This is a genomic window from Pseudomonas sp. A125 (genome assembly GCF_055409485.1).
In genome coordinates this window covers 22,665-47,630 of the sequence record NZ_JBUZVP010000026.1, presented here as the reverse complement: position 1 = coordinate 47,630, position 24,966 = coordinate 22,665, and the positions used below count along the sequence as shown (strand labels likewise).

Annotated in this window: 22 protein-coding genes and 1 pseudogene; 12 read left to right on the top strand and 11 right to left on the bottom strand. The window is 60.5% G+C overall.

Annotated features, from left to right (window positions below; translation table 11 throughout):
• Nucleotides 1-135 precede the first annotated feature (135 nt).
• Nucleotides 136-2,628 (top strand): fused MFS/spermidine synthase, encoded by a 2,493-nt coding sequence (locus ACZRN6_RS27820; RefSeq protein ID WP_464009314.1) that lies wholly within the window; start codon nucleotides 136-138, stop codon nucleotides 2,626-2,628.
• A gap of 45 nt (nucleotides 2,629-2,673) precedes the next feature.
• On the opposite strand, the gene ACZRN6_RS27815 is transcribed toward ACZRN6_RS27820, so the two are convergent.
• A complete protein-coding gene (locus ACZRN6_RS27815) occupies nucleotides 2,674-3,342 on the bottom strand; it encodes a DUF3313 domain-containing protein (RefSeq protein WP_322145292.1) in 669 nt (222 codons plus the stop codon).
• 200 nt (nucleotides 3,343-3,542) lie between these two features.
• On the opposite strand from ACZRN6_RS27815, the gene ACZRN6_RS27810 reads away from it, so the two are divergent.
• Nucleotides 3,543-5,795, top strand: a complete 2,253-nt coding sequence (locus ACZRN6_RS27810; protein WP_464009313.1) for a tetratricopeptide repeat protein — start codon at nucleotides 3,543-3,545, stop codon at nucleotides 5,793-5,795.
• A gap of 86 nt (nucleotides 5,796-5,881) precedes the next feature.
• On the opposite strand, the gene ACZRN6_RS27805 is transcribed toward ACZRN6_RS27810, so the two are convergent.
• Nucleotides 5,882-6,376 (bottom strand): hypothetical protein, encoded by a 495-nt coding sequence (locus ACZRN6_RS27805; protein WP_464009312.1) that lies wholly within the window; start codon nucleotides 6,374-6,376, stop codon nucleotides 5,882-5,884.
• Nucleotides 6,377-6,502: 126 nt separating this feature from the next.
• On the opposite strand from ACZRN6_RS27805, the gene ACZRN6_RS27800 reads away from it, so the two are divergent.
• On the top strand, nucleotides 6,503-7,198 hold the full coding sequence (locus tag ACZRN6_RS27800) for an aspartate/glutamate racemase family protein (protein ID WP_322145295.1): 696 nt from the start codon (nucleotides 6,503-6,505) through the stop codon (nucleotides 7,196-7,198).
• On the opposite strand, the gene ACZRN6_RS27795 is transcribed toward ACZRN6_RS27800, so the two are convergent.
• The 3 genes from ACZRN6_RS27795 to ACZRN6_RS27785 form a co-directional block, all read right to left on the bottom strand.
• Entirely contained in the window at nucleotides 7,195-7,707 is a 513-nt protein-coding gene (locus ACZRN6_RS27795; RefSeq protein ID WP_322145296.1) for a GNAT family N-acetyltransferase, read from the bottom strand. The genes ACZRN6_RS27800 and ACZRN6_RS27795 overlap by 4 nt on opposite strands.
• Before the next feature lie 78 nt (nucleotides 7,708-7,785).
• Complete coding sequence (locus ACZRN6_RS27790; RefSeq protein WP_464009311.1) at nucleotides 7,786-8,931, bottom strand: glycerate kinase; 1,146 nt, start codon at nucleotides 8,929-8,931, stop codon at nucleotides 7,786-7,788.
• 92 nt (nucleotides 8,932-9,023) lie between these two features.
• Complete coding sequence (locus ACZRN6_RS27785; protein WP_322145298.1) at nucleotides 9,024-10,130, bottom strand: sugar diacid recognition domain-containing protein; 1,107 nt, start codon at nucleotides 10,128-10,130, stop codon at nucleotides 9,024-9,026.
• A 159-nt stretch (nucleotides 10,131-10,289) separates the two neighbouring features.
• Here ACZRN6_RS27785 and ACZRN6_RS27780 point away from each other — a divergent pair, with 159 nt between their 5' ends.
• Both ACZRN6_RS27780 and ACZRN6_RS27775 read left to right on the top strand, forming a co-directional pair.
• Nucleotides 10,290-11,600: an MFS transporter gene (locus ACZRN6_RS27780; RefSeq protein WP_322145299.1), complete on the top strand. Its 1,311-nt coding sequence runs from the start codon at nucleotides 10,290-10,292 to the stop codon at nucleotides 11,598-11,600.
• 367 nt (nucleotides 11,601-11,967) lie between these two features.
• Nucleotides 11,968-12,309, top strand: a complete 342-nt coding sequence (locus ACZRN6_RS27775) for a hypothetical protein (RefSeq protein WP_322145300.1) — start codon at nucleotides 11,968-11,970, stop codon at nucleotides 12,307-12,309.
• Nucleotides 12,310-12,393: 84 nt separating this feature from the next.
• Here the strand turns inward: ACZRN6_RS27775 and ACZRN6_RS27770 are convergent, their stop codons facing one another.
• Entirely contained in the window at nucleotides 12,394-13,098 is a 705-nt protein-coding gene (locus ACZRN6_RS27770) for an SDR family oxidoreductase (RefSeq protein WP_464009310.1), read from the bottom strand.
• 100 nt (nucleotides 13,099-13,198) lie between these two features.
• Between ACZRN6_RS27770 and ACZRN6_RS27765 the strand changes: the two genes are divergently transcribed.
• From ACZRN6_RS27765 to rarD, 3 genes are all read left to right on the top strand, one after another.
• The gene (locus ACZRN6_RS27765) at nucleotides 13,199-14,101 is read left to right on the top strand and encodes a LysR family transcriptional regulator (RefSeq protein WP_464009309.1); all 903 of its coding nucleotides are present in this window, start codon (nucleotides 13,199-13,201) and stop codon (nucleotides 14,099-14,101) included.
• A 76-nt stretch (nucleotides 14,102-14,177) separates the two neighbouring features.
• Nucleotides 14,178-15,185, top strand: coding sequence for an aldo/keto reductase (locus ACZRN6_RS27760; protein WP_322145303.1), 1,008 nt, complete (start codon nucleotides 14,178-14,180; stop codon nucleotides 15,183-15,185).
• Between the two features lie 138 nt (nucleotides 15,186-15,323).
• Nucleotides 15,324-16,205, top strand: a complete 882-nt coding sequence (gene rarD, locus ACZRN6_RS27755; protein ID WP_322145304.1) for an EamA family transporter RarD — start codon at nucleotides 15,324-15,326, stop codon at nucleotides 16,203-16,205.
• Nucleotides 16,206-16,264: 59 nt separating this feature from the next.
• Here rarD and hppD read toward each other — a convergent pair whose 3' ends face one another.
• Nucleotides 16,265-17,341: a 4-hydroxyphenylpyruvate dioxygenase gene (gene hppD / locus ACZRN6_RS27750; protein WP_322145305.1), complete on the bottom strand. Its 1,077-nt coding sequence runs from the start codon at nucleotides 17,339-17,341 to the stop codon at nucleotides 16,265-16,267.
• A gap of 314 nt (nucleotides 17,342-17,655) precedes the next feature.
• Between hppD and ACZRN6_RS27745 the strand changes: the two are divergent.
• The 3 genes and pseudogenes from ACZRN6_RS27745 to ACZRN6_RS27735 all read left to right on the top strand — a co-directional run.
• Nucleotides 17,656-17,872: pseudogene (locus ACZRN6_RS27745) on the top strand (LysR family transcriptional regulator substrate-binding protein); the annotation flags it as partial.
• Between the two features lie 139 nt (nucleotides 17,873-18,011).
• Nucleotides 18,012-19,556 carry an EAL domain-containing protein gene (locus ACZRN6_RS27740; protein ID WP_464009308.1) on the top strand — a complete coding sequence of 515 codons (1,545 nt, stop codon included), beginning with the start codon at nucleotides 18,012-18,014 and terminating at the stop codon, nucleotides 19,554-19,556.
• A 196-nt stretch (nucleotides 19,557-19,752) separates the two neighbouring features.
• Nucleotides 19,753-20,118, top strand: coding sequence for a histone-like nucleoid-structuring protein, MvaT/MvaU family (locus tag ACZRN6_RS27735; protein ID WP_076016182.1), 366 nt, complete (start codon nucleotides 19,753-19,755; stop codon nucleotides 20,116-20,118).
• Nucleotides 20,119-20,288: 170 nt separating this feature from the next.
• On the opposite strand, the gene ACZRN6_RS27730 is transcribed toward ACZRN6_RS27735, so the two are convergent.
• A complete protein-coding gene (locus ACZRN6_RS27730; protein ID WP_322145307.1) occupies nucleotides 20,289-20,825 on the bottom strand; it encodes a DUF4946 domain-containing protein in 537 nt (178 codons plus the stop codon).
• A 194-nt stretch (nucleotides 20,826-21,019) separates the two neighbouring features.
• Between ACZRN6_RS27730 and gloA the strand changes: the two genes are divergently transcribed.
• Nucleotides 21,020-21,541: a lactoylglutathione lyase gene (gene gloA / locus ACZRN6_RS27725; protein WP_322145308.1), complete on the top strand. Its 522-nt coding sequence runs from the start codon at nucleotides 21,020-21,022 to the stop codon at nucleotides 21,539-21,541.
• A gap of 64 nt (nucleotides 21,542-21,605) precedes the next feature.
• Here the strand turns inward: gloA and ahpF are convergent, their stop codons facing one another.
• From ahpF to ACZRN6_RS27710, 3 genes are all read right to left on the bottom strand, one after another.
• On the bottom strand, nucleotides 21,606-23,159 hold the full coding sequence (ahpF, locus tag ACZRN6_RS27720) for an alkyl hydroperoxide reductase subunit F (protein ID WP_322145309.1): 1,554 nt from the start codon (nucleotides 23,157-23,159) through the stop codon (nucleotides 21,606-21,608).
• Nucleotides 23,160-23,280: 121 nt separating this feature from the next.
• Nucleotides 23,281-23,844: an alkyl hydroperoxide reductase subunit C gene (gene ahpC / locus ACZRN6_RS27715; RefSeq protein ID WP_003173835.1), complete on the bottom strand. Its 564-nt coding sequence runs from the start codon at nucleotides 23,842-23,844 to the stop codon at nucleotides 23,281-23,283.
• Between the two features lie 149 nt (nucleotides 23,845-23,993).
• Nucleotides 23,994-24,920, bottom strand: a complete 927-nt coding sequence (locus ACZRN6_RS27710; RefSeq protein ID WP_464009307.1) for a site-specific integrase — start codon at nucleotides 24,918-24,920, stop codon at nucleotides 23,994-23,996.
• Nucleotides 24,921-24,966: the final 46 nt, after the last annotated feature.

Sequence of the window (24,966 nt, the reverse complement as noted above, 5' to 3'; positions counted from 1 at the left end):
TGCGCAGCAGCCCCCATCCAGACAGCGCGGTTTTTCAGGTAAATCGCGGTGTCTGGCTTTGGGGGCGCTTCGCACCCCAGCGGGAGCAAGCTCCCTCGCCACACTTTGATCGGTATTTGCATAAGGCTATCTGCAATGTCGTCACGCACCGCCAGCAAACCTGCCGCACTGGCTCACACCTCAACCACCCTGATCCCCGCCCTGCTGCTGTTCATCTCCGGCATGGCCGCGCTGGTGTACCAGGTGCTGTGGATCAAGCAACTGTCACTGGTCGTGGGGGTGGAGGTGTACGCCATTACCACCGGTATCAGCGCGTTTTTTGCCGGGCTGGCGTTGGGTGGGTTGCTCTTCGGACGCTGGGCAGATCGCCTGTCGCGACCCTTGTTGCTGTATGCAATCCTCGAAATTCTTGTCGCCGTGCTTGGCGTGGGCGCCACTGTCGCCCTGAGCATGGCCGCCAGCCCGTTTGCCTGGCTGGAACACCAGATCGGCCTGTTGGCCTGGGTGCTGCCGTTTGTGTTGGTGGGCATCCCGGCGCTGCTGATGGGCGGCACCTTGCCGGTGCTGGTGCGTTCGCTGGACATCGACCCCAAGTCCCTCAGCCAGGCCGGTGGCCGCCTGTATGCGACCAACACCGCCGGCGCGATTGCCGGCACCTTGCTCTGCGCGTTTGTGCTGATCGCCACATTCGGCGTGCGCGGCAGCGCCCTGGTGGCAGCGATGCTCAACCTGCTGGCCGCCGTCGGTGCATTGTTGTACGTGCGGCATCACTCCCCTGCCCCAGTAACTCACACCCGCGGCGCCCAACCGGCGCGCCTGGCCCTGGTGTTGTACGCCATCGCCGGTGGCGTGGCCCTGGGTTACGAAGTGGTGTGGTCGCAATCGATCGTGCAGTTCATGAGCACCCGCACCTATGCCTTTGCCGTGGTACTCGCCACGTACCTGGCCGGGCTGTTTATCGGCAGCCAGTTCATGGCACGCCGGGTAGAGCGTATCCGTGACCCATGGGGTGTGTTCGGCCTGCTGATCGCCGGGGCCGGGTTGGTCGCGTTGCTGGAAATTGCCTTGCTCGGCCGCTGGCTGGTGCTGCTGCAAACCCAGGCCGAAGCCCTGGTGTTGAGCCTGGGCGGCGCCGAACTGCCAGGCATGAGCGCACGCTTTGCGGTGGCGGCCCTGTGCATTGTGTTTGTGCCGACCCTGTTGCTCGGCGCAGCGTTTCCGCTGGCCCTGCGCTTGAGCGTAGGCAGCGAGCATGTGGGGCGGGATGTCGGCGCAGTGGTAGCGTTCAATACCCTGGGCGGGATTGTCGGGGTGATGCTGTGTGGGTTTGTGCTAATCCCCTGGCTCGGGCTGGTGCGTACCCTGGGGTTGCTGGCGGTGATTGCCGGCGTGGTGGGCTATATGGCCGTGCGCCGTGGCCACGGGGTGAAGAAAGGCCGGCGCCAGGCCGTGGTCGCCCTTGGCCTGTTGTCACTGGCGGTGGCGTTGCTGACCCCGGTGGATCGCCTGGCCAAGCTGTTGCCGGGTGCGCGCAATGCGAGCCTGGCGTTTTACCAGGAAGGCCGCGGCGCCACCGTCGCCGTGGTCACTCAAGGCCAAGGCGCCCGCAGTTTTCAGCGCCTGTACATCCAGGGTGTGTCCAACACCGGCGACGCCATGCCGTCCCTGCGCTATATGCGGATCCAGGCGCTGCTGCCACTGCTGATTCATAACGGCGAGCCCCGTTCGGCGCTGGTGATCGGCTTCGGCACCGGGATTACCGCCGGGGCATTGCTGCGCTATCCCGGGCTTGAGCACCGGGTGGTCGCCGAGTTACTGCCGTCGGTGATCCAGGCCGCGCCGTTGTTCAAGGGCAACTTCAATGCCGCCAGTGACCCAGGCGTCGAAGTGCGCCTGCGGGACGGTCGCCAGGAGCTGCTGCGCAACCCACAGGCGTACGACCTGATCACCCTCGAACCGCCGCCGCCTTCGGCTGCCGGGGTGGTCAACCTGTATTCGCGCGACTTCTACCAGTTGGCAGCGCGGCGCCTGGAGAAAAACGGCCTGCTGGCCCAATGGCTGCCGCTGCCGACGCAAAACATCGAGGACTCGCAGTCACTGGTGCGCAGCTTCCTCGACGTATTCCGCTACGCAACGCTGTGGACCAGCGAATTCCACGAGATGCTGCTGGTGGGGTCCCTGGAGCCCATCAAGTTGGACGCCACACGCATTCGCCAGCGCTTTGAGCAGCCGACTGTCAGCAGCGCGTTGGGGGATGTGGGTATCGATTCGGCCGCCACCCTGCTCGCGACCTGGGTCACCGACCGCCAGGGCCTGGAGCGATTCGTCGGGAATGCCTTACCGGTCACCGACGACCAGCCACGCATCGAATACGCACCGTGGGTGCGCAGCAAGGAGATCGCTCGGGTGCTCCCAGCGTTGCTGGATTTGCGCGTACCGGCGCCATTGCTGAATGCCGACCCGGCGTTTTCCCGCACCCTGGACAGCGAGCAACAGCGCCTGATGCAGTTCTATCGCGCCAGCCTGCATGCCTACGACGGGGACCGCACCGCCTGGGGGCGGGATATTCAGGCGGTGTTGCAACAAGACAGCGTCAACCCTTACTACCGCTGGTTTATTGGCCAGTAGTTGAGCGCTCAGTTGGCCCGGGGCACGAACCCCGGGCGCAACCTCTCAGCGTTTGAGTTTGAGATACGACTGGTGCATGTCCGAGGCCCAGCCGTCGATCACAGCTTTCACATCGTCGGCCTTCATCACCTGGGAGTCGTTCGACAACGGCTTGCCGGTGCCTTTGCGCACGACCTGGGCGATCACCTTGCCGGTGTCGCCATCGAGGAATTGGGCCTCGGTGCCCAGGGTGGTTTCCTGGTCACGAATCCCGGCGCCGGTGCTGACCGCTGCGGCCACCAGGGCGATGGGAATGTATTCATACGGCTTGAGGCTTTCGGTCTTGCTGCTGACCGCCGTGATGGCCGCCCGCAACACAACCACCCCCGGGCCAGGCCCGTTGGCCAGTGGCAGGGATTTTTCCAGTTCGCGCTTGAGCGCCTGGTTGTAGTAGGTATTGATGCCCTGCAAGGTGCTGTCAGGAATCCTGGTGGTGGCTTGCGGCTTGGGGTAGAACTGAGTGGGCTCGATGTACACCGCGGTGTAGCGGCTCAGGTTAAGGTTAGGGTCCACCCAGCGCATCACTTGCGCCCCCGACGGTGACTTGGCTTCCTGCAGGTGGCTATAATCGGAGAGAAACCCAGAGTATTCGTCTGGCTGCGTAACCTTGCTCGAACATCCCACCACCCCGATCGAGGCAATGCACACCGAGCCGATCATTAGTCCTAGCTTCATCTTGGAACTCCCTGGCTGTCATCGTAGGAACACTGAGCTGTAGTTATAGCCAACTCTGGGAAAATAACCCGGCAGGCGTTGCAGGTTGTGGGGTATTTCACAGCGACTTTTCTATTTGACAGGCAAGCGCCCAACGTCAAAGCTGCACGGAGCTTAAGCGCGCCATTAGAGCGTCAATGCATCGGACATCGGAAGTCGTAATGCCCAAGCCTGATAATAAAACCGTGCCTCCCCGTGACTCATCCAGCCGTTACCTGTACCTCGTAGTGATCGCCCTGTTGCTGTTGGCCATGGCCGGCATCTGGTTTTTCCTCCAGGCCAGCACGCCCAAGCTGCCGGCGGCGGCGCCTGCGCCCGTGGCCACGCCGGTGGCGGTGCTGCCGCCTGCGCAAATGGTCGATGAGCAGCAATGCCAGGGCTGCCACCAGGCCCAGGTCAAGGACTGGCAAGGCTCGCACCATCAACTGGCAATGCAGGCAGCCACGCCTGAAACAGTACCCGCCGACTTCAACGGTGCGTCTTTCAGCAGCGAAGGCGAAACCACCCGATTCTCGCGACGGGGCGACGAGTTTTGGGTCAATACACCCGGCGCCGACGGCAAGGCCGCAGACTTCAAGGTTGCCTATACATTCGGCATCGCACCGTTGCAGCAATACCTGATCGAGGTCGGTGATGGGCGCTTGCAGGCTCTGGGCGTGGCCTGGGATACGCAAAAAAACCGCTGGTTTCACCTCTACCCCGGCCAGGGTGTGAACTTCAAGAACCCGCTGCATTGGAGCAAGCCCAGCCAAAACGCCAACTTCATGTGCGTGGAGTGCCACACCACCGGCTATAAGCGCAATTTCGATGCGGCAAAAAACACCTTCGACAGTCAGTGGAACAGCCTGGGCGTGGGCTGCCAGGCCTGCCATGGCCCGGCGTCGAACCATGTAGCGTGGGCTGCGAAAAAAGGTGACCTGCTGCACGCGGGTTTTGCCGTGGACTTGAAAGACAAGGACGCCACCGTCGAGATCGAAACCTGCGCCCGTTGCCATGCTCGCCGCGCCCCGCTGGGAGACGGCTACACCGTCGGCAAGCGCCTGATGGACGATTACCTGCCCAGCCTGCTGACCCGTGAGCTGTATACGCTGGACGGCAAGATCCAGGACGAGGTGTTCGAACACGGCTCGTTCGCCCAAAGCAAAATGGCTGACAAGGGCGTGCGCTGCAGCGACTGCCATAACCCGCACAGCGCCGAGCTCAAGGCGCCGGGCAACGGGGTTTGCCTGCAATGCCACAACACCGCGGGTAAAACTTCGGTGGCCACGGTAGACGGTCGCGGGTTGCAAGCCAAGCACTACGACTCTCCGGAACACACCCGCCACATTGCCGGTGAGCCAGGTTCGTTCTGCGTCGATTGCCATATGCCCGGCAAGTTCTACATGGGCAATGATTTCAGGCACGACCATAGCTTCAGCATTCCAAGGCCCGGCGACCAGGTCAGCGAGCAGTTCAAACTCTGGAACAGCAGTGAAGCCGAGCATGCACCGCGTTATGACGAGAGCATGGTGTTGATTCGCGGTGGGCAGCCGGGCGCAGCGCAAGCGCTGTATGACCAGTTGGCGCGCAACAACCTGCCGGCAATCCAGCGGGCGACCTTACTGGCCGAACTGGCGAATTACCCCAGTGAGCAGGCGTTGAAACTGGCAACCAAAGACTTGGGTAATCCGGCGCCGAACGTGCGAGAGAGTGCGGTACGGGCGGTGAGTGCGTTTGTGCCGCCAGCAGAACGGGTGGCGTTGTACGGACCGTTGCTCCGAGACCCGGTGCGGGCGGTGCGCATTATTGCCGCGCGGGATTTATTGAGCGCGTCGGGGCAAGGGCTCGGGCCGGACTGGGACAAGGCGATCACTGAGTACGAGAATGTTCAGTTGAGTCTGCTGGAACGCGCCGAGGCCAATCTCAACCTGGCGATGCTGTATCAGGCCAGTGGCCGCAGCGACAAGGTTGAGGCGCAGTTGCGCACTGCGTTGCTGCGAGACCCGGACTTCTTCCCGGCGCTGGTGACCCTGGCGCAATGGCTGGAGGCCAACGGTCGCGCTCAGGAGGCACGGACATTGGTGGCAGACAACTTGCGCCAATACCCGCAGGCGCCGCTGCTGCAGCACACCCAGGGCCTGATGTTGATTCGCGCTGGGGATACACCCAAAGCCATGGCGTATTTGCGCGAAGCTGCGCGATTGGAGCCTGCTAACCCGCAGTACAGCTTCGTACTGGCGGTCGCCCTGCACGACAGCGGGCATATAGACCAGGCTTGCGAGCAACTGGAGCGGCTGCTCAAGCTGCAGCCCTATAACCGTAACGCACGGCTGTCGTTGATCCAGTATTACCTGGAGAACGGGCAGGAACCCAAGGCGCAGGTAGTGATGCAGTCGTGGAAAAAGCTCAACCCCGGGGACCCGGCGCTGAAGTGAGGTTGTGAACGTGGCACAGCTTGCGGTGTAGACCGCCTGCTGTGGGAGCGGGCTTACCCGCTCCCTCAAACGCCCGCCGTGAAATCTCAGCCGCGCTCGCGGGGTATCAGGCTCTGCAACTGCAAGGCCAGGAAGTTGGCATCGAAGCCGAAGGTGTCCGGGTCTTTCAGGCCGTTGGTTTTCTTCCACAACCAGTCGTTTTTCCCCGGCAGCAGCACCAGCGAAATGCTGCCATAACGGGCGGCGGTCAAGCCCATCACCGACAGCGAAATCAGGCCGCCGGCGCCCATCACGTCCGGCACGAACTCCACCGGCTTGCCGGCGATATGGATAGTCAGTTTTTCGGCCTTGAACGTGGAGGTCTCCACCGGCACGCTGGGGCCAAAAGCCACGTATGCCTCACGCTGCACTTCCAGCAAGCCGACGGTCTTCACCGATTCCAGCCACTGCTCGATCTGGCCGAACAGCTCGCCGATCTTCTGTGCCCAGTGGGCCGACTGCACGTCGAACTGCTGCTTCTTGTGGACTTCGCTGTCGGCGTAATGACGAAGCATCTCGCCCAGTTGTTGTACATCGTCCATTGCCGTGTTCCTTGGGTGACCCATATTGCGAGCCTTGATCATGGCAGATGCCGCACACAGGCGTATGACTAAAGCATGGCGCGCGGGTAATGTGATGCCCTCGCCCGTCCATTTCAGGAGCAACGCATGCGCACCATCGGCCTTATCGGCGGCATGAGCTGGGAGTCCAGCGCCGAGTATTACCGCATCATCAACCAACGCGTGCGCGACCAACTCGGGCCGCTGCGCTCGGCGCAACTGTTGATGTACAGCGTCGACTTCGGCCCGGTGGAGCAGGCCCAGCATGCCGGCCGCTGGGACGACGCTGCGCTGATCCTGGAAGACGCTGCCCGGCGCCTGCAAGCCGGTGGCGCCGAATGCATTGTGCTGTGCACCAACACCATGCACCTGGTGGCACCGCGCATTGAAGCAGCGGTGTCCATACCGTTTCTGCATATTGCAGACGCCGCCGGGGCTGCGGCGGTAGAGGCCGGCACGCTGACCGTGGGCCTGTTGGGCACCGCGTTCACCATGGAGCAGGCATTTCTCAAGTCACGCCTGGCCGCCCAGGGGCTGACTGTGCTGGTGCCGGACGCAGACGAGCGCCAGGCGGTGCACCGGATCATCTATGAAGAGTTGTGTGTCGGGGTGATCAGCGACGCATCGCGCCAAGTCTACCAGCAAGTGATCGAGTCCCTGGCCGCGCGCGGCGCCCAGGCCGTCATCCTCGGTTGCACGGAAATCAGCCTGTTGATCAAGCCCGAGCACAGCGACCTGCCACTGCTGGACACCACCGAGCTGCATGCGCAGGCTGCGGTGGCGTTTGCGTTGCAGGCCGACTAGGCCGCCTTGCGGATGCGCGCCATGGTCAGGGTGTCGACAAATGCACCGTCACGCACGGCGTAATCGCGCAGCCGGCCTTCGGTTTCGAAGCCGAACTTATGGTACAGGCGGTGGGCGGCTTCGTTGTCGGCGTACACCGTCAGCTCCACCCGGTGCAGGTTCATCCAGTTATCCGCCACCTCCAGCGCCGCGCCCAGCAAACGGGAGCCCACGCCCTTACCCTGCCAGGCCGTGGCGACACCCATGCCGAATGAACCGACATGGCTTTGGCGCACGCGCAAATACTGTTCCAGACCGAGCTGGCCGATGACCTCGCCGGCATGCAACGCCACCAGTTGTAGCCGCCGCTCGTTGTCCTGCACCAGCCGCTTGCGCCAGGCCTCCACCGACTGGAAAGGCATTTGCAGCACCTGACGGCATACAGCCGGATCGTTGTACAACGCAGCGACGCCCTCAAGATGGGCCTCGGTGAAGCGCGTGATTACGATTTTCGGTTCAGGTGTGTGCATTGTGTTTCATCCTTTGAAAAACACATGGCGGGCCAGTGTAGGCGGCAAAACCTCAGCATGGCGAGCCCCGCACTGCAATTATCGGGAGCGCGCAGCCACCCGCTTCCACACTCGGGCAATATCTGCCGCCCGCTCGCGCAACAGCTGCGGCGCCTCGCTGCAGGCCTGTTCCAGGGTCATTGGTCCCGAAGGCAAGGCGAACGCGGCATCCACACCGTGAGCGTACATTTGCTCATAACCTTCTCCCAACGTGCCGGCGATCACGATCACCGGCACGTCGTGCTGTTTGGCAATGCGCGCGACGCCAAACGGGGTTTTGCCCCGCAGGGTCTGGGCGTCGAAGCGGCCTTCGCCGGTAATGACCAGGTCGGCGCCGCGCACGGCCTGTTCGAGACCCACCAGTTCGGCAACCACTTCAACCCCAGCGCGAAATTGCGCGCCAAGGAACGCCTTGGCGGCGAACCCCAAGCCACCGGCGGCGCCGCTGCCGGGTTCGTCACGCACATCTTTGGGCAAGACCTTGGTGCAGTGATCGGCGAAATGGCCGAGGGCAGCGTCCAACTGCTCGACTTGTTGGGGATTGGCACCTTTTTGCGGGCCGAAAATCGCGGAGGCACCGTGGGGGCCACACAGCGGGTTATTCACGTCGGCAGCGATTTCGAAGCGCACCTCGGCCAGGCGTGGGTCCAGTTGTTCCAGACTGATGCGCGACAGCTTGCCCAGTGCCAGTCCGCCCAAGGGCAATGCGGCGCCTTCGGCATCAAACAATTGCACACCGAGGGCCAGCATCGCCCCGGCCCCGCCGTCGTTGGTGGCGCTGCCGCCAATCGCCAGAATAATGCGCCGGGCGCCGGCATCCAGGGCCGCGCGAATCAGTTGGCCGGTGCCGAAGGTGCTGCTGGAACAGGCATCCCGTTTACCCGGCGGCACCAATTGCAGGCCACTGGCTTCGGCCATTTCGATGAGTGCGGTGTGGCTCTCGGCCAACCAGCCCCAATGCGCGTCGATACTGGCGCCCAACGGCCCTTGCACACAGGTGGTGCGCAACTCGCCCTGGCAGGCGGCGAGCACCGACTCCACCGTGCCCTCACCACCGTCGGCCATCGGGCACTTGATCAGCTCGGCCTCGGGCCACACGGTGGCCAGCCCCTCGGCAATGGCATTCGCCACGCCTTCAGCACTCAGGCTGTCCTTGAACGAGTCAGGGGCGATGATGATTTTCATTGGGCTTTCTCCGGTTTTTATAACGCCCATGCTGCCAGTTGGCACCGGCAATAACGCCGGTCCATTGCACAAGAGTGGCAGGGGTTTGTTGTTCATTCCGACAAAGTTTGCGGCAATAGCTGCACGCCGAGGTACAAGGCAAGCATGCCGTCGAGTGTCAGCGGGTCAACCCCACTCAGCTCGGCGATGCGCTCCATGCGGTAGCGCAGGCTGTTACGGTGGATGCCCAGGGCGTCGGCGCAGGCCTGGCTCTGGCCATCGTGTTCGCACCAGCTACGCAGGGTCGCCTGCAACTGGCCGTTGCTGTCTTTGGCCAGCACCTTGCGCAACGGGTTGAGCAATTCGTCGAGGGCATCGTCGTTGCGGTGGCGCCAGAGCATCACTGGCAGCCGGAAGCGATTGAGGGTCAGCAGCCGTGACTGGGGCAGCACATCACGGCCATAGGCGAGCAAATCGCCCACACGCCGATAGCAACGACGCAGCCCGGCCAGCCCGTCTGCCTGCCCGCCGACAGCAACCCGCAGGATGTTCCAGCCCAGGCCTTCGAGTTTTTCCAGCAGGCGCGGGTTGTCGACTTGTACGGCCGCTGGCCGGCACCACAGCAGGGAAAACTGCGCCGAGCTGACGCACCAGCTGTCGGGGTAGCGTGAAGTCAACCATGCACTCAAGGCTTCGGCCGACTGGCCGCTGCCCAGTTCAAACAGGTAAGGCGTGCGAGCCATCTGCGGTTTGAGCCCCAGTTGCTGCGCTTCGTCCACCAGGCGCGGCGACTCGCCGGTTTCGGCCAGCAGCAGCGCCAGCAGGTCATCGCAGCGTTGGCGGCGCCACTGCTGCTCGGCTTGCTGGTGACGCTGGCTGACCAGCATTTCGGCGGTCATGCGCACCAGTTGCGCATACGTGCGCAGCAATTGCGGCTCGCCGGTGATGCCCAATACTCCGATCAGGCGCTGATCATGCAGCAGCGGCAAATTGATCCCCGGTTGCACGCCCTTGAGGTGCTTGGCGGTCTGGCCGTCGATTTCCACCACCCGTCCGTTTGCCAGCACCAGTTGCGCGCCTTCATGGCGGGTGTTGATGCGCTCGGGTTCGCCGCTGCCCAGGATCAGGCCCTGGCTGTCCATGACGTTGACGTTGTAGGGCAGGATCGCCATGGTGCGATTGACGATATCCTGCGCCAAGTCATGATCCAGCTCGAACATGGGGCTAAATTCCTGGAAAGTGGATTGTTCATAGGCACAGCGCAAACCATGCTTCACTGTGCGCGAGCACAAAGACAGCAGCCCTAGAGGTGGCCGAGACTCATTGGGCGATCAACGTTACCCTCGCATCGCGAAAAATCATAATAAAGAGAGACTGCCATGTCACAGAGCGCCGCTGTTACCCAGGCCACCGATGACGATAAAAACGCCGTATACAAGCGCATCACCCTGCGCCTGATCCCCTTCATTTTCATCTGCTACCTGTTCAACTACCTCGACCGCGTGAACGTCGGCTTTGCCAAGCTGCAAATGCTCGACGCCCTGAAATTCAGCGAGACCGTGTACGGCCTCGGTGCCGGGATCTTCTTTATCGGCTACGTGCTGTGTGGCGTGCCGAGCAACCTGGCGCTGACCAAGTTTGGTCCACGGCGCTGGATTGCGCTGATGATGATCGTGTGGGGCACCCTGTCTACTTGCTTGCTGTTCGTCACCACGCCAACGCACTTCTACGGCTTGCGCTTGCTGACCGGCGCCGCTGAAGCCGGGTTCTTCCCGGGTGTGGTGCTGTACCTCTCGCAGTGGTTCCCGACCTTCCGCCGCGGGCGGATCATGGCGCTGTTCATGTCGGCAATCCCGGTGTCCGGGTTGCTGGGCAGCCCGTTCTCCGGCTGGATCCTCAACCACTTTGCTGCCGGCCAAGGCGGGCTTGCAGGCTGGCAGTGGATGTTCCTGTTGCAGGGCATTCCGACCGTGATCCTCGGCGCCCTCGCCTACTTCCTGCTCAGCGACAGCTTTGCCAACGCCAAGTGGCTCACCCCGCATGAGCGCGCGGTGCTTGAAGCCGACCAGGCGACCGACCTCGCCAACAAGCCGAAAACCACCAGCGACTCGCTGCTGGATGTGTTCAAGAACCCGGCCATCTGGGCGTTCGGCCTGATCTACTTCTGCATCCAGAGCGGCGTCTACGCCATCAACTTCTGGCTGCCGTCGATCATCAAGAACATGGGTTTCAGCGATAACCTGGTGATCGGCTGGTTGAGCGCAATCCCGTACCTGCTGGCGGCAGTGTTCATGCTGCTGGTGGGCCGCTCGGCCGACTTGCGTAAAGAACGTCGCTGGCACTTGGTTGGGCCAATGTTGATGGGCGCAATCGGGCTGGTGATTGCGGTGAACTTTGCGACCACCCCAGCCATCGCAATCCTCGGCCTGACCATCGCCACCATGGGCGCCCTCACCGGCCTGCCGATGTTCTGGCCGGTGCCCACCGCCATGCTCAGTGCGGGTGCGGCGGCGGGCGGCTTGGCGTTGATCAATTCCATGGGCCAGATGGCGGGCTTCCTCAGCCCGTATATCGTCGGGTTTGTGAAGGATGCCACCGGGTCTACGGACCTGGCGCTGTACTTGCTCGCGGCGGTGATTGTTGCCGGCAGCGTGTTGGCGTTGCGAATGACGCGCACGTTAAAGGTGTAGTTGCATCGTTTGTCCCCTCACGAGGGGACAAACATCAATCCGGTAAGAGGGTACGCAGATGACTTCCTCGGCAGCTGTATTCGATCAGCTTGAACGCCAAGGGGATTTTCAAGGCATACACGTTATGCATGGCGCGCTGCAACCAGCCATAGACGGAGGGTTTTTTATAGTCAAAAAACCGCACGACTCATGTGTTAACACCGGAGCCAATGCCAAGTAACAAACTGGCTACAACCTTTACCCAGTCTTTACCTTGGCGCCTCGTAATCGCGTCAAAAACAGCTGTCTGAAACGTATGCCCGGCGTATTATTAACACCGGTTCGGTGCATCGGCAGAGGACTCATCATGATCAGTCGACTTTCAACAATGAAAGTAGCCATCTTGCTCATTGCCACGCTCGCCATTGCGGGACAGGCAGAAGCCCGTGGCGGATATGGCTATGGATGGGGCCACGGTTACGGCTACGGCTACGGGCACGGATACCGCGGTGGCTGGGGCTGGGGTGGTCCGGCGCTATTGGGTGCAGTGGTCGGTGGGCTGGTGGTTGGCTCGGTTGTCGCCAATTCGCCGCCTGCGGTTTATGTGCAACAACCGGTTTATGTCCAACCGCAGCCGGTGTACATCCAGCAACCGCCCCCGGTCTATTACCAGGCGCCACCTGCGGGCTATTACTACCCGCCGCAACCGGCGCCGGTACCGCGTTATTAAGGCCGAGCGGGTCATCAAGCCTGGCGCAAACAAACAGGTCCCACCTGAAAGCGGGGCCTGTTTTGTTTGCCCGGCAAACTGCGCCTAGAGCAAACCACCGCCATCAACATCAATTACGCTACCGGTGATAAACCCGTTTTCCATTGCCAGCACGTACCCGGCTGCCACTTCTTCGGCCTGGCCCACTCGGCCCACTGGTAACGCCCCGCCCGCCTTGGCAAACATCGCCAGTCGCTGCTCGTCGGACAACCCGGCATACGCCTCGGTGTCAATGACGCCCGGGCTCACCACGTTCACTCGCCGTGGTGCCAGCTCCTTGGCCAACTGTTTGCCCAGCGCTTCAGTCGCCGCGTTGATGCCGGTCTTGATGAACTGCCCTGCCACGGTTTTGCGTCCCAGTTGCCCGGAGGTCAGGGTGATGCTGCCGCGCTCGTCAAGAAAGGGCAGCGCCGCCTGGATCGCCCGCAGCGAACCCCAAAGTTTCACGTTGAAGTTGTCTTGCGCCAGGCTCAGGTCGGTCTCGATCAATGCCTTGGCCTGTACTGCCGGGCCGGCGGTATAGACCAGGTGATCAAACCGCCCCACCGCAGCGAACAGGCGCTGAAGCGAGTTGGAATCGGTCACGTCTACTTGCTCGCTGCGTACACCGTTCTGCACCCCGGAAGACAAGCGCCGCCCCGCCAGCACCACATGGGCCCCGCGTGCCACAGCCTGTTTGGCCACGGCCGCACCGATGCCGCTGCTGCCGCCGATGACGATGATGGTTTTGCCATTGAGAGGAGAAGTCATGCAGAAATACCTGGCTTAGAAAATGAGCTTTCATCTTCCCAGCTTGGCAATCGTTGAAAAATCCCGGTAAAACGACAAGTTCTTTAAAGGATTTTTACAAATGAGTTCAATCCTCGACCTTGAGGTATTCGTACGTACTGCCGACACCGGCAGCTTGTCGGCGGCCGCCCGCAGCTTGAGCCTGACCCCGGCAGCAGCAAGCATTGCCCTCAAGCGCCTGGAAACCCGCCTGGGTATCCGCCTGCTGGCGCGCTCCACCCGCAGCATGCGCCTGACCGAGGAAGGTCGGCGCTACCTCGACAGCGTGCGTATGGCGCTGGAGGCATTGGCCGAAGGCGAGCAGTCGATCAAACAGCAAGGCCAGAGCCTCAGTGGTTTGCTGCAACTGGCTGCGCCCTCGGACTTCGGGCGCAACGTGCTGCTGGGCTGGCTGGATGAGTTCAAGCTTGAACACCCAAACGTGCGGCTTCAGTTGCTGCTCAACGACAGCAACGCCGACCTGTTCCGCGAAACCGTCGACATTGCCCTGCGTTTCGGCGTGCCACGAGATTCAAGCCTGGTGGCGCTGCCGGTGGTGCCCGACCACCAGCGAGTGGCGTGCGCCAGCCCCGGCTACCTGGCGCGCCACGGCACGCCGGGCACGCCGCAGGACCTGGCGCAACACAGCACGCTGCGCTACATGCGCCAGGGCCGCGCAAACAGCACATGGTACTTTCGCCAGGGCGCGGCGCTCCAGGAAGTCGAGGTGACGGGTGACTACCTGAGCGACGACGGCGAGATCGTCCGGCGTTGGGCGCTGGCCGGCCATGGCATCGCCTATAAGGCACGCCTGGATGTGGCCCGCGATATCAAGGCCGGGCGCCTGCTGCCTTTACTCACCGATTGGCAAGGCGAGCCGACCCCGTTCAATTTGATGTGCCCGCACCGGCTGCAGGTGTCAGAGCGGGTCAAGGTACTGCACCGGTTCCTGCAACTGCGCTGCGCCGAACTATTAGCGCAATAACCGTCGGGGGGCTTGTTCCAGAGCCTTGCTCTCTGGTATTGGATAAGGCCTGTCTCCCCCTTTTGAGGTGTTCACGATGATTTACCGCACACTGGGCCAGTCCGGGTTGAAGGTCAGCGCATTGACCCTGGGCAGCATGATGTTTGGCGAGCAGACCAGCACCGAGGACTCGCTGCGCATCATCGACAAGGCCTGGGATCAAGGCATCAATTTTATCGACACCGCCGACGTCTACACCGGCGGGCGCTCCGAGGAAATCGTCGGCGAAGCCATCGCCCGCCAGCGCCAGGATTGGGTGCTGGCCTCCAAAGTCGGCATCGGCCCGGCAGACGGCCTGCCAAACCGCAGCGGCTTGAGCCGCAAGCGGATTTTCAATGCGCTGGAAGCCAGCCTGACGCGCCTGGACACCGATTACCTGGACATCTATTACCTGCACCGTGAAGACCACAACACGCCGCTGGAGGTGACTGTTTCAGCGATTGGCGACTTGATCCGCGAGGGCAAGATTCGCCATTGGGGGCTCTCCAACTACCGCGGCTGGCGTATCGCCGAAGTGATCCGCGTGGCAGAACGCCTGGGAGTGGACAAGCCGATCATCAGCCAGCCGCTGTACAACATCGTCAACCGCCAGGCCGAGGTGGAGCAGATTACCGCTGCCGCCGCGTATGGCCTGGGTGTGGTGCCGTACAGCCCGCTGGCCCGTGGCGTACTCAGTGGCAAATATGCGCCAGACGTTACGCCTGAAGCCGGCAGCCGTGCCGGGCGCCAGGACAAGCGCATCCTGGAAACCGAATGGCGGGTTGAATCCTTGCGCATCGCCCAGCAGATCCAGCAGTACACCCAGGGCCGTGGCGTGGGAATTGTCGAGTTCGCGATTGCCTGGGTACTTAACAACTCGGCGGTCAGTTCGGCGATTGTCGGGCCGCGCACCGAGGCGCAGTGGGATGCCTACACTGGCGCACTGGAGGTGAAGATCACACTGGAAGATGAGGCGTTTATTGACTCACTGGTTACGCCGGGGCATGCCTCGACACCTGGGTTCAATGACGTGAGCCACTTTGTCTCAGGGCGGATCGCACGATAGCCGAGCGGCATACTCCTGCCTCTGGCGAGGGGGCAAGCCCCCTCGCCACAAAACAGTGCAAACATCTCACCTTAAAAGCACTATATTCCCTCGCTTAAATCTTCCTTCTTTGTATGAATCGGTTTTCGCGAGGGCAGTGTGTCTAAAGGTGTGGTGTTATCGGTCTTGGCCTCGGTGTTGTTTGCCGTGATGTATTACTTTACGTCGCTGCTCGCGCCATTAAGCGGGCTGGAGATTTTCGGCTGGCGGATGTTGCTGACGGTGCCGTGCATGACCGTGTTCATGATCGTCAGCGGTGAGTGGCGACGGGTGTGGGAGCTGGTTCGCCTGGTAGCCGCCAGGCCCGCGTTGACCGGCGGGCTGGTGGTGTCGTCAGCCTTGCTGGGGGTGCAGTTGTGGCTATTCATGTGGGCGCCGCTTAACGGGCGCAGCCTGGATGTTTCGCTGGGGTATTTCCTGCTGCCATTGACCATGGTGCTGACCGGCCGCCTGGTGTATGGCGAACAATTGTCGCGCCTGCAAAAGGTCGCGGTGTTCTTTGCAGCCTGCGGCGTGCTGAACGAGTTGTATCAGGTCGGCGGATTTTCCTGGGCCACGCTGGTGGTGATCATCGGTTACCCGGTCTACTTCATAGTGCGCAAACGCCTGAAGACCGACCATCTGGGCGGGCTGTGGCTGGACATGGCGCTGATGTTGCCCGTGGCGTTGTGGTTTGTGCAAAGCGGCGAACAGGGTTTTGCGGTGCTTGACGCCCACAAGGGGTTGTACGCACTGATCCCGATGCTGGGGCTGATCAGTGCCTCGGCGCTGGTGTGCTACATCGTCGCCAGCCGCTTGTTGGCCTTCAGCCTGTTCGGCCTGCTCAGTTATGTGGAGCCGGTGCTGTTGCTTGGGGTCGCGCTGTTGCTGGGAGAGAGTATCAAGGCCGGGGAATGGCTGACCTATATACCGATCTGGTTGGCGGTATTGGTGCTGGTATACGAAGGTTTCAAGCATCTGGTTCGCCAGCGCAAGGCCTGATTGCAGGCAAAAAAAGCCCGGTCGCGGATAGCCACGACCGGGCTTTTTTACATCACCGATCAGTCAGCCGTGAGCACGCCGCGACGCACCTGGTCGCGCTCGATGGATTCGAACAGTGCCTTGAAGTTACCTTCGCCAAAACCGTCGTCGCCTTTACGCTGGATGAACTCGAAGAATACCGGGCCCATCAGGGTTTCCGAGAAGATCTGCAGCAGCAGACGCTTGTCCCCCGCCACCGACGAACCATCCAGCAGGATGCCCCGCGCCTGGAGCTGGTCCACCGGCTCGCCGTGGTTCGGCAGGCGGCCTTCGAGCATTTCGTAATAGGTGTCGGGTGGCGCGGTCATGAAGCGCATGCCGATCTTCTTCAACGCATCCCAGGTCTTGACCAGGTCATCGGTGAGGAACGCCACGTGCTGGATGCCCTCGCCGTTGAACTGCATCAGGAACTCTTCGATCTGCCCGGCGCCCTTGGACGACTCTTCGTTCAGCGGGATGCGGATCATGCCATCCGGGGCGCTCATGGCCTTGGAGGTCAGGCCGGTGTATTCGCCCTTGATATCGAAATAACGCGCTTCTCGGAAGTTGAACAACTTCTCGTAGAAGTTAGCCCAGTAGGCCATGCGCCCGCGGTATACGTTGTGGGTCAGGTGGTCGATGACTTTCAGGCCGGCACCCACCGGGTTGCGCTCAACGCCTTCGAGGTACACGAAGTCGATGTCATAGATCGAGCTGCCTTCGCCGAAACGGTCGATCAGGTACAGCGGCGCGCCGCCAATGCCTTTGATCGCCGGCAGGTTCAGTTCCATCGGGCCAGTTTCGATATGGATAGGCTGGGCGCCCAGTTCCAGGGCCCGGTTGTAGGCCTGTTGCGAGTCCTTGACGCGAAACGCCATGCCGCACACCGAGGGCCCATGCTCGGCCGCAAAGTAGGAGGCAATGCTGTTGGGTTCGTTGTTGAGGATCAGGTTGATCTCACCCTGACGGTACAGGTGCACGTTCTTGGAGCGGTGGGTCGCCACTTTGGTGAAGCCCATGATCTCGAAGATCGGCTCCAGGGTGCCCGGAATTGGCGATGCGAGTTCGATGAATTCAAAGCCCATCAGGCCCATTGGGTTTTCGTATAAATCTGCCATTTTCGGCGCCTCATCATTCTTGTAATTAACACAGAGTCATTTGCAGGCAAGGATGAGGGCGCAAGGTGGCGCGCAGGAGATACCCCGCACGCTGCGGGCGAGGAAGTCACCAAAGATGAGGGGGGACCCGAGTAGCTTCATGGTTGCATCAGTCTCTTACGGGCGAGGCTTGCGTTAGCGCAAGTCCTTATTCTTGTATGCGTAAATCGATTCTACACAGCGTAACCTGGTTTGTCCGTACTCTTATCAAATCCCCATTGCCCAGGCGCGCGCAAGGACTTTGTTGCACAGGTAAATGCCCAGCAGTATCACCCATCGGGCTGGCCAGTACATTGCAACGGAAGCCGACGATGCCCGCGACGTGAAACGAGGCACGTTGCGCATCGGTTCGTTCGGCCCCGCCTCATCGATTCGCCTGTTGCCCGCGATCCTGCGGGAGTATCGCCGGTTGCATCCGGGCATCGAGGTGCACATCGACGAAGGCCCGATCGCCAGGTGATGCAGTGGCTGGAAGAGCGGCGTATCGACGTTGCGTCAGCTGATTGAGCATGCACGGTCGCGTGCCGCCATCTATCATGGCCGATACCAATACGCTTTATTGGAAGGCCAACGTGGTTGTCCCGGCCGCATTTAAGCGTCTTATCGCCCCCTCCCGCTACAGGCCGCATAAATGCCACTAACCGTCAAAGGCCCACGAAAAGCCGCCACTCGCCACCTGATCACCCTACTGAGTGGCGTGCTGCCGATTTTGCTCGGCGTGCTTATCCTGTACTGGCAAGCCGGGCGCACCCTGGAGCACAGCACCGCGCAGACGGCTCAGGAGGCAGTACGGCAATTTGACCTGATGCTCGACAATGCCGGCCTCGCTGCCCAGGAACTGCTGCCGCTGGCCGGGCATGAATGTGATAATCCGACACAACTGGCGCTGCGGGAACAGGTCACGCGCCGCCCTTTCGTGCGCGCCACAACCTTGTCCTGGCAGAGAAACATCTATTGCAGTTCGTTGTTCGGCAGCAATTACCAGTCGCCGGTCAACCCCGATGACTACGTCGACGGTCGCCTCTGGCTGATGAAAGGCAACCCGGTCACACCCGACACGGCATTGTTGGTGTATCGCCTCACCGAAGGCGACCGGGGTGCCTTTGCCTCAATCGATGGCTACCACCTGACTAACGCCCTGCGGCTGATCAGCCGTTATGCCGACCTGGTGTTGCAGGTGGGTTCCAACTGGCTGTCGGCGACTGGCAAGGTGCACAGCACGGCGCTGCCAACGTTTGCAGTCGCGCACCACCACCTGGACTCCCAGCGATATACCTACAGCGTGGAGGCCGGGATGCCCGAGGGCGAAACCTGGCGCTACATGCAGGCGCGCTATCCTGCACTGTTCGTCCTCGTGGGGTTTTTCGGGGTGTTGGCGGGCATCCTCGCCCACTGGCTGCAAAAGCGCTCATCGGCACCGACCCTCGAGCTGCAACGTGCATTGGGCGCCAATGAATTTGTGCCCTATTACCAGCCCGTGGTGCGCGGCGGAAACATTCGCCAATGGGCGGGCTGTGAAGTGCTGATGCGCTGGAATCATCCGAAAGAAGGCCTGGTGCGCCCCGACCTGTTCATCCCGCTGGCCGAGCATTCGGGCCTGATTGTGCCAATGACCCGCGCCTTGATGCGCCAGACTGCCCTGCAACTGGCCCCCCATGCTGGTCAGTTCGCCGACAGTTTTCATATCGGTATCAACATCACCGCCCGCCATTGTCACGACCTGGAACTGGTGGAGGACTGCCGGGAGTTCCTCGCCGCCTTCGCGCCGGGCAAGGTGATTCTGGTACTGGAGTTGACCGAGCGCGAGTTGATCGAGCCCACGGATATCACCCGCCAGTTGTTCCAGGCACTGCACGAAATGGGAGTAATGATCGCGATTGACGACTTTGGCACCGGCCATTCCAGCCTGGGTTATTTACGCAACTTCAATGTCGATTACTTGAAGATAGATCAGAGCTTTGTCGCGATGATCGGTGTTGATGCGCTTTCGCGGCATATACTCGACAGCATCATTGAATTGTCCGTCAAGCTGGACCTGGGCATCGTCGCTGAAGGCGTCGAAACACAAGAACAATGCGAATATCTTGCATCTCATGGTGTTGATTTCCTACAAGGCTACCTGTTTGGCAAGCCTGTACCTTGCGATGAGTTCATTAGATTCCTGAACGGTCATTGAATAGCCATGCACTTCAACGGAAATATTGTTAATTACACAAAAGACATGATTTACTCATGACTGATTAACTACTACAATTTTTCCTGCCTGTGCTGAATTGGCAGGAAGGCCACTTTTGTTGAGTTGCCTTAAGGCTCTTGGCTTATCGCTTTGTTTGCAGTAGATATCAGCCAAATACACTATTGGAGTATAGATTTTGTCCAGACTCGCCGAATTTCGCGCAGCAGAAAAAGCCCTTCAAGAGCAGCTTGCCCAGCTGGAATCCCTAAAGAACGATGCTGGCTTGAAGAAAGAAATCGAATTCGAAGAAAAGCTGCAAGGGCTGATGAAAACCTACGGCAAAAGCCTGCGCGACATCATCTCCATCCTCGATCCCAACGCTGGCAAGTCCGGCGCATCTGTCGCCACTGCACCAAAACAGCGCCGCGCACGTGTGGTCAAGGTTTACCACAACCCGCACACCGGTGAACTGATCGAAACCAAGGGCGGCAACCACCGCGGCCTGAAGGCATGGAAAGAACAATACGGCGCGGCCACTGTAGATTCCTGGCTTCGCGGCTAATGCGTTGCAGCTAGTACAAACGCACTAAGAGAAGCCCTGCACATGCAGGGCTTTTTTGTTTACAGGCGTCAATATTGAAACAACACCGGCCGCCAGATTTTTCAAAAACAAACTTTAAAAAACATTTCACTTTGTTCAATTCGGCTGATTTTCAGCGATGCCTACAGCGCTCAAAGTTTAAGGCTGTCGCGTACCGAACTGACTTCGTCCTTGCTTGATTCGTAAGCCTCGGCCTGCCCGGCGTATGAAAAAACATAGGCCTTGTCGGAGTCGAGCGCCCCTACCAGCGTTTGTGAGAGCACGTGCCGACCGTTCTCGGTGATGACACAGGTAGTTTCCAATGCCTCAAGCCGGCTCAATGTTGTGGGGTGCATCTTGGTGCACACACTTTGATAACCACTTTGGGCAAAATCTTTCTGGATGGATTTGCGCATTTCCAGCAGCACACCTTGCAGATTGACCGCATGCCCCGCTTCGATCGGAGTGCCTGTCAACTCCATGACCATCAAGGTCGCCCCGTTTTCATCATTTTTTATCGCGCGCTGCCGGGACACTGCCGAGGGCTGCGCCGGGGCCTGATCGTCAGGCACCACCTCCTCTACCTGCCAGCCGCTGGGCCAATGAATTTCCGGGTCAGCCGCCAATACGGCGGTGCTGCCCAACAACAGGCCCAGGGTACTTAACAGCGGTGCGCGAAATCCGATCATTGCGAAAAACACTCAAGGTTCAAGCAACAAAGTTTGAGCCCCTGCACCCACTGCTCGCAAGGGCTGCGTGACCTTTTTCATTTGGCGCAGCAGGCACGGCTGCGTATCATGGACCGGCTGCAAGGATGCCAGCCGCAAGCCAAGGGATCGCTCGAACTTGAGCCACGTTTGCCCCATTTTTCTCTGGAGGGCCCATGAGCCTGCACGAACTGAACACATTCCCCGGCGTCACTGCCCAACCTGACACCGCCACCGCGAACTTCGTGTTCAACCACACCATGCTGCGGGTCAAGGACATCACCAAGTCGCTGGATTTCTACACCCGCGTATTGGGTTTTTCCCTGGTTGAGAAACGCGACTTCCCGGAAGCCGAATTCAGCCTGTACTTCCTGGCTTTGGTCGACAAGGCCCAGATCCCGGCCGACGCCGCTGCACGCACCCAGTGGATGAAGTCGATTCCGGGCATCCTGGAACTGACCCACAACCACGGCACCGAAAACGACGCGGATTTCGCCTACCACAACGGCAATACCGACCCGCGTGGCTTTGGTCATATCTGCATCTCGGTGCCAGACATCGTCGCTGCCTGTGCGCGCTTTGAAGCGCTGGGCTGCGACTTCCAGAAGCGCCTGAGTGACGGGCGCATGAAAAGCCTGGCCTTTGTGAAAGACCCGGATGCGTACTGGGTCGAGATCATCCAGCCAACACCGCTGTAACGAAAAAAACCCCATGATCGCTCATGGGGTTTTTCATTTCAGGGCCAAATGCTATGCCGGTAGCTTAACTGCGGATCAGGTGATCGAAAGCGCTCAGGGAGGCCTTGGCACCCTCGCCCACTGCAATCACGATCTGCTTGTACGGCACAGTGGTTACGTCGCCGGCAGCAAAGATGCCAGGCAATGAAGTCTCACCACGCGCATCGACAATGATCTCGCCACGAGGCGACAACTCGATCGTGCCTTTGAGCCAGTCGGTGTTAGGCAGCAAACCGATCTGAACAAAGATACCTTCAAGGTCGACGGTCTTGAACTCACCACTGTCACGGTCCTTGTACGCAAGGCCGGTGACTTTCTGGCCATCACCTTTGACTTCGCTGGTCAGCGCGCTGGTGATCACATCAACGTTGGGCAGGCTGTACAACTTGCGCTGCAACACAGCGTCGGCGCGCAGTTTGCTGTCAAATTCCAGCAAGGTCACGTGGCTGACAATACCGGCCAGGTCGATGGCCGCTTCAACGCCGGAGTTACCGCCGCCGATCACGGCCACACGCTTGCCCTTGAACAGCGGACCGTCGCAGTGCGGGCAGAAGCACACGCCCTTGGCCTTGTATTCCTGCTCGCCCGGCACACCCATTTCACGCCAGCGGGCACCGGTGGCCAAAATCACGGTTTTGGACTTGAGGGTCGCACCGCTTTCAAAACGGATTTCGTGCAGCTCACCGGCATTCTTGGCCGGGATCAGCGCGGTGGCACGTTGCAGGTTCATGATGTCCACGTCGTACTGCTTGACGTGCTCTTCCAGGGCGCGGGCCAGTTTTGGCCCTTCGGTTTCCTGCACCGAGATGAAGTTCTCGATGGCCATGGTGTCGAGTACCTGGCCACCAAAACGTTCAGCGGCCACACCGGTACGAATACCCTTACGCGCCGCGTAGATTGCTGCGGCTGCACCGGCTGGGCCACCGCCGACCACCAGCACGTCAAAGGCGTCTTTGGCGCTGATTTTCTCGGCTTGCTTCTCGATGCCGCTGGTGTCGAGCTTGGCGAGGATTTCTTCCAGGCCCATGCGGCCCTGGCCGAAGTTCACACCGTTCAGGTAAACGCTAGGCACAGCCATGACCTGACGATCATCGACTTCGGCCTGGAACAACGCACCGTCGATGGCGACGTGGTGGACGTTCGGGTTCAACACTGCCATCAGGTTCAGCGCCTGGACCACGTCCGGGCAGTTCTGGCATGACAGCGAGAAGTAAGTCTCGAAGCTGAACTCGCCTTTAAGGGCCCGGATCTGTTCAATCACTTCGACACTGGCCTTCGAGGGGTGGCCGCCAACTTGCAGCAGTGCCAACACCAACGAAGTGAATTCATGGCCCATCGGGATGCCGGCGAAACGCAGGCTGATATCGGCACCCGGGCGGTTGATGGAGAACGATGGCTTGCGCGCATCATCGCCATCGCTTTTCAGGGTAATCAGCGTTGAAAGGCTGGCTACATCCTGCAACAAGGCAAGCATTTCCTGGGATTTCGCACCGTCGTCGAGGGAGGCGACGATCTCGATCGGCTGGGTGACCCGTTCCAGGTATGACTTCAACTGAGCTTTAAGATTGGCGTCCAACATACGGGCGATTTCCTATTTCAATTCTTCAAAAAAAAACGCCCGAGCGAATCTCGCCCGGGCGTTTTTGAGGGCGGTGCAGCTTACTTAAGGTGCGGCAATCCGCCCTTGATGCTTCACAGACTTAGATCTTGCCGACCAGGTCCAGGGACGGAGCCAGGGTGGCCTCGCCTTCTTTCCACTTGGCTGGGCACACTTCGCCCGGGTGAGCAGCAACGTACTGAGCGGCCTTGATTTTGCGCAGCAGCTCGGAAGCGTCACGGCCAACGCCGCCATCGTTCAGTTCAACGATTTTGATCTGGCCTTCCGGGTTGATCACGAAGGTGCCACGGTCTGCCAGGCCTGCTTCTTCGATCAGTACGTCGAAGTTGCGGGAGATGGTCAGGGTCGGGTCGCCGATCATGGTGTACTGGATTTTGCCGATGGCTGGCGAAGTGTTGTGCCAGGCAGCGTGGGCAAAATGGGTGTCGGTGGAAACGCTGTAGATTTCGACGCCCAGTTTCTGGAATTCGGCGTAGTTGTCAGCCAGGTCTTCCAGTTCGGTTGGGCAGACGAAGGTGAAGTCGGCTGGGTAGAAGAAGACGACCGACCATTTGCCTTTCAGGTCAGCATCAGTCACGTCTACGAAGTTGCCGTTTTTGTAGGCGGTAGCTTTGAACGGTTTTACTTGGCTGTTGATGATAGGCATCGTTGACTCTCCGTCAGGTTTGTAGAAGGGCTTAGTAAGTTGATGGGGTGAATCCTACCCACCTTCTCGGTCGTTGGCTCATTGGCAAACCTGATGCTCACGATTGGTTTTCGCTATCAAGAGACTGTATTAATAGAAGAAACCTTTAATCACTCAAGGGATGCGCGGGTCATGCCGAGAAAGGGCGTCGCTTCAACATAGCGCATGGCAGATTTCATGTCTTTCCAGCCGACGTAAGTCATCAACGACTTCAAGTCCCAGCCGCTGCGATGGGCCCAGGTGGCAAAGCCCCGGCGCAGGGAATGGCTGGTGTATTGATCGGCCGCAATGCCGGCGCGCTCGAGGGCCTGGCGCAAGAGCGGGATCACGCTGTTGGGGTGCAAGCCCTCCTCGCCCAGGTTGCCCCAGCGATCGATGCCGCGAAACACCGGGCCACGCACCAGCGCCGAGGCACTGAGCCATTCGCTGTAGGCCTGCACTGGGCACAGGCGCAGGAGCGCCGGTGTCTGGTAGGTGCGACCGAGGTTTTCCCGATCACTTTTGCTGCGCGGCAGGTACAGGGTGATGCCCGAGCCGGGCACCGCCTGCACGTGCTCGATATTCAGCCGGCACAGCTCGTCGCTGCGAAAGCCACGCCAGAAACCCAGCAGGATCAATGCCGCGTCACGTTTGGCGCGCAGCCAGCGCGAAGGGTCTTCTGCACTGCGGGCGTCGCTGCCTTCCTGCTCGAGAAACTGAATCACCTGCTCCAGATGCTGCAACTGCAAAGGCTCGGCCTGTTTTTCCTGGGCCGGGTGTACGGCACGAATCCCCTTCAAGACTTTGCGCACCACCGGCGCCTTGGTCGGGTCGGGAAAGCCCTGGCTGGTATGCCACTGGGCCAATGCCGACAAGCGCAGCTTCAGCGTGTTGACCGACAGCACGCCTGCATGCGCCACCAGGTAGCGCGCCACGCTGTCGCTGGTCGCCGGCAGGAACCCACCCCAGCTCACCTCGAAATGCTCGATAGCCGCACGGTAGCTACGGCGCGTGTTGTCGCGGGTGGCCGCATTCAGATAACGGTCCAGTTCACTCATACCTGTACTGCCATGGGGCGTTATCCACTTCAAAAGCCTGGTCACA

Coding starts and splice junctions, on each gene's coding strand:
- ACZRN6_RS27820 (WP_464009314.1), top strand. CDS start 136: ATGTCGTCACGCACCGCCAGCAAACCTGCCGCACTGGCTCACACCTCA.
- ACZRN6_RS27815 (WP_322145292.1), bottom strand. CDS start 3,342: ATGAAGCTAGGACTAATGATCGGCTCGGTGTGCATTGCCTCGATCGGG.
- ACZRN6_RS27810 (WP_464009313.1), top strand. CDS start 3,543: ATGCCCAAGCCTGATAATAAAACCGTGCCTCCCCGTGACTCATCCAGC.
- ACZRN6_RS27805 (WP_464009312.1), bottom strand. CDS start 6,376: ATGGACGATGTACAACAACTGGGCGAGATGCTTCGTCATTACGCCGAC.
- ACZRN6_RS27800 (WP_322145295.1), top strand. CDS start 6,503: ATGCGCACCATCGGCCTTATCGGCGGCATGAGCTGGGAGTCCAGCGCC.
- ACZRN6_RS27795 (WP_322145296.1), bottom strand. CDS start 7,707: ATGCACACACCTGAACCGAAAATCGTAATCACGCGCTTCACCGAGGCC.
- ACZRN6_RS27790 (WP_464009311.1), bottom strand. CDS start 8,931: ATGAAAATCATCATCGCCCCTGACTCGTTCAAGGACAGCCTGAGTGCT.
- ACZRN6_RS27785 (WP_322145298.1), bottom strand. CDS start 10,130: ATGTTCGAGCTGGATCATGACTTGGCGCAGGATATCGTCAATCGCACC.
- ACZRN6_RS27780 (WP_322145299.1), top strand. CDS start 10,290: ATGTCACAGAGCGCCGCTGTTACCCAGGCCACCGATGACGATAAAAAC.
- ACZRN6_RS27775 (WP_322145300.1), top strand. CDS start 11,968: ATGAAAGTAGCCATCTTGCTCATTGCCACGCTCGCCATTGCGGGACAG.
- ACZRN6_RS27770 (WP_464009310.1), bottom strand. CDS start 13,098: ATGACTTCTCCTCTCAATGGCAAAACCATCATCGTCATCGGCGGCAGC.
- ACZRN6_RS27765 (WP_464009309.1), top strand. CDS start 13,199: ATGAGTTCAATCCTCGACCTTGAGGTATTCGTACGTACTGCCGACACC.
- ACZRN6_RS27760 (WP_322145303.1), top strand. CDS start 14,178: ATGATTTACCGCACACTGGGCCAGTCCGGGTTGAAGGTCAGCGCATTG.
- hppD (WP_322145305.1), bottom strand. CDS start 17,341: ATGGCAGATTTATACGAAAACCCAATGGGCCTGATGGGCTTTGAATTC.
- ACZRN6_RS27740 (WP_464009308.1), top strand. CDS start 18,012: ATGCCACTAACCGTCAAAGGCCCACGAAAAGCCGCCACTCGCCACCTG.
- ACZRN6_RS27730 (WP_322145307.1), bottom strand. CDS start 20,825: ATGATCGGATTTCGCGCACCGCTGTTAAGTACCCTGGGCCTGTTGTTG.
- gloA (WP_322145308.1), top strand. CDS start 21,020: ATGAGCCTGCACGAACTGAACACATTCCCCGGCGTCACTGCCCAACCT.
- ahpF (WP_322145309.1), bottom strand. CDS start 23,159: ATGTTGGACGCCAATCTTAAAGCTCAGTTGAAGTCATACCTGGAACGG.
- ahpC (WP_003173835.1), bottom strand. CDS start 23,844: ATGCCTATCATCAACAGCCAAGTAAAACCGTTCAAAGCTACCGCCTAC.
- ACZRN6_RS27710 (WP_464009307.1), bottom strand. CDS start 24,920: ATGAGTGAACTGGACCGTTATCTGAATGCGGCCACCCGCGACAACACG.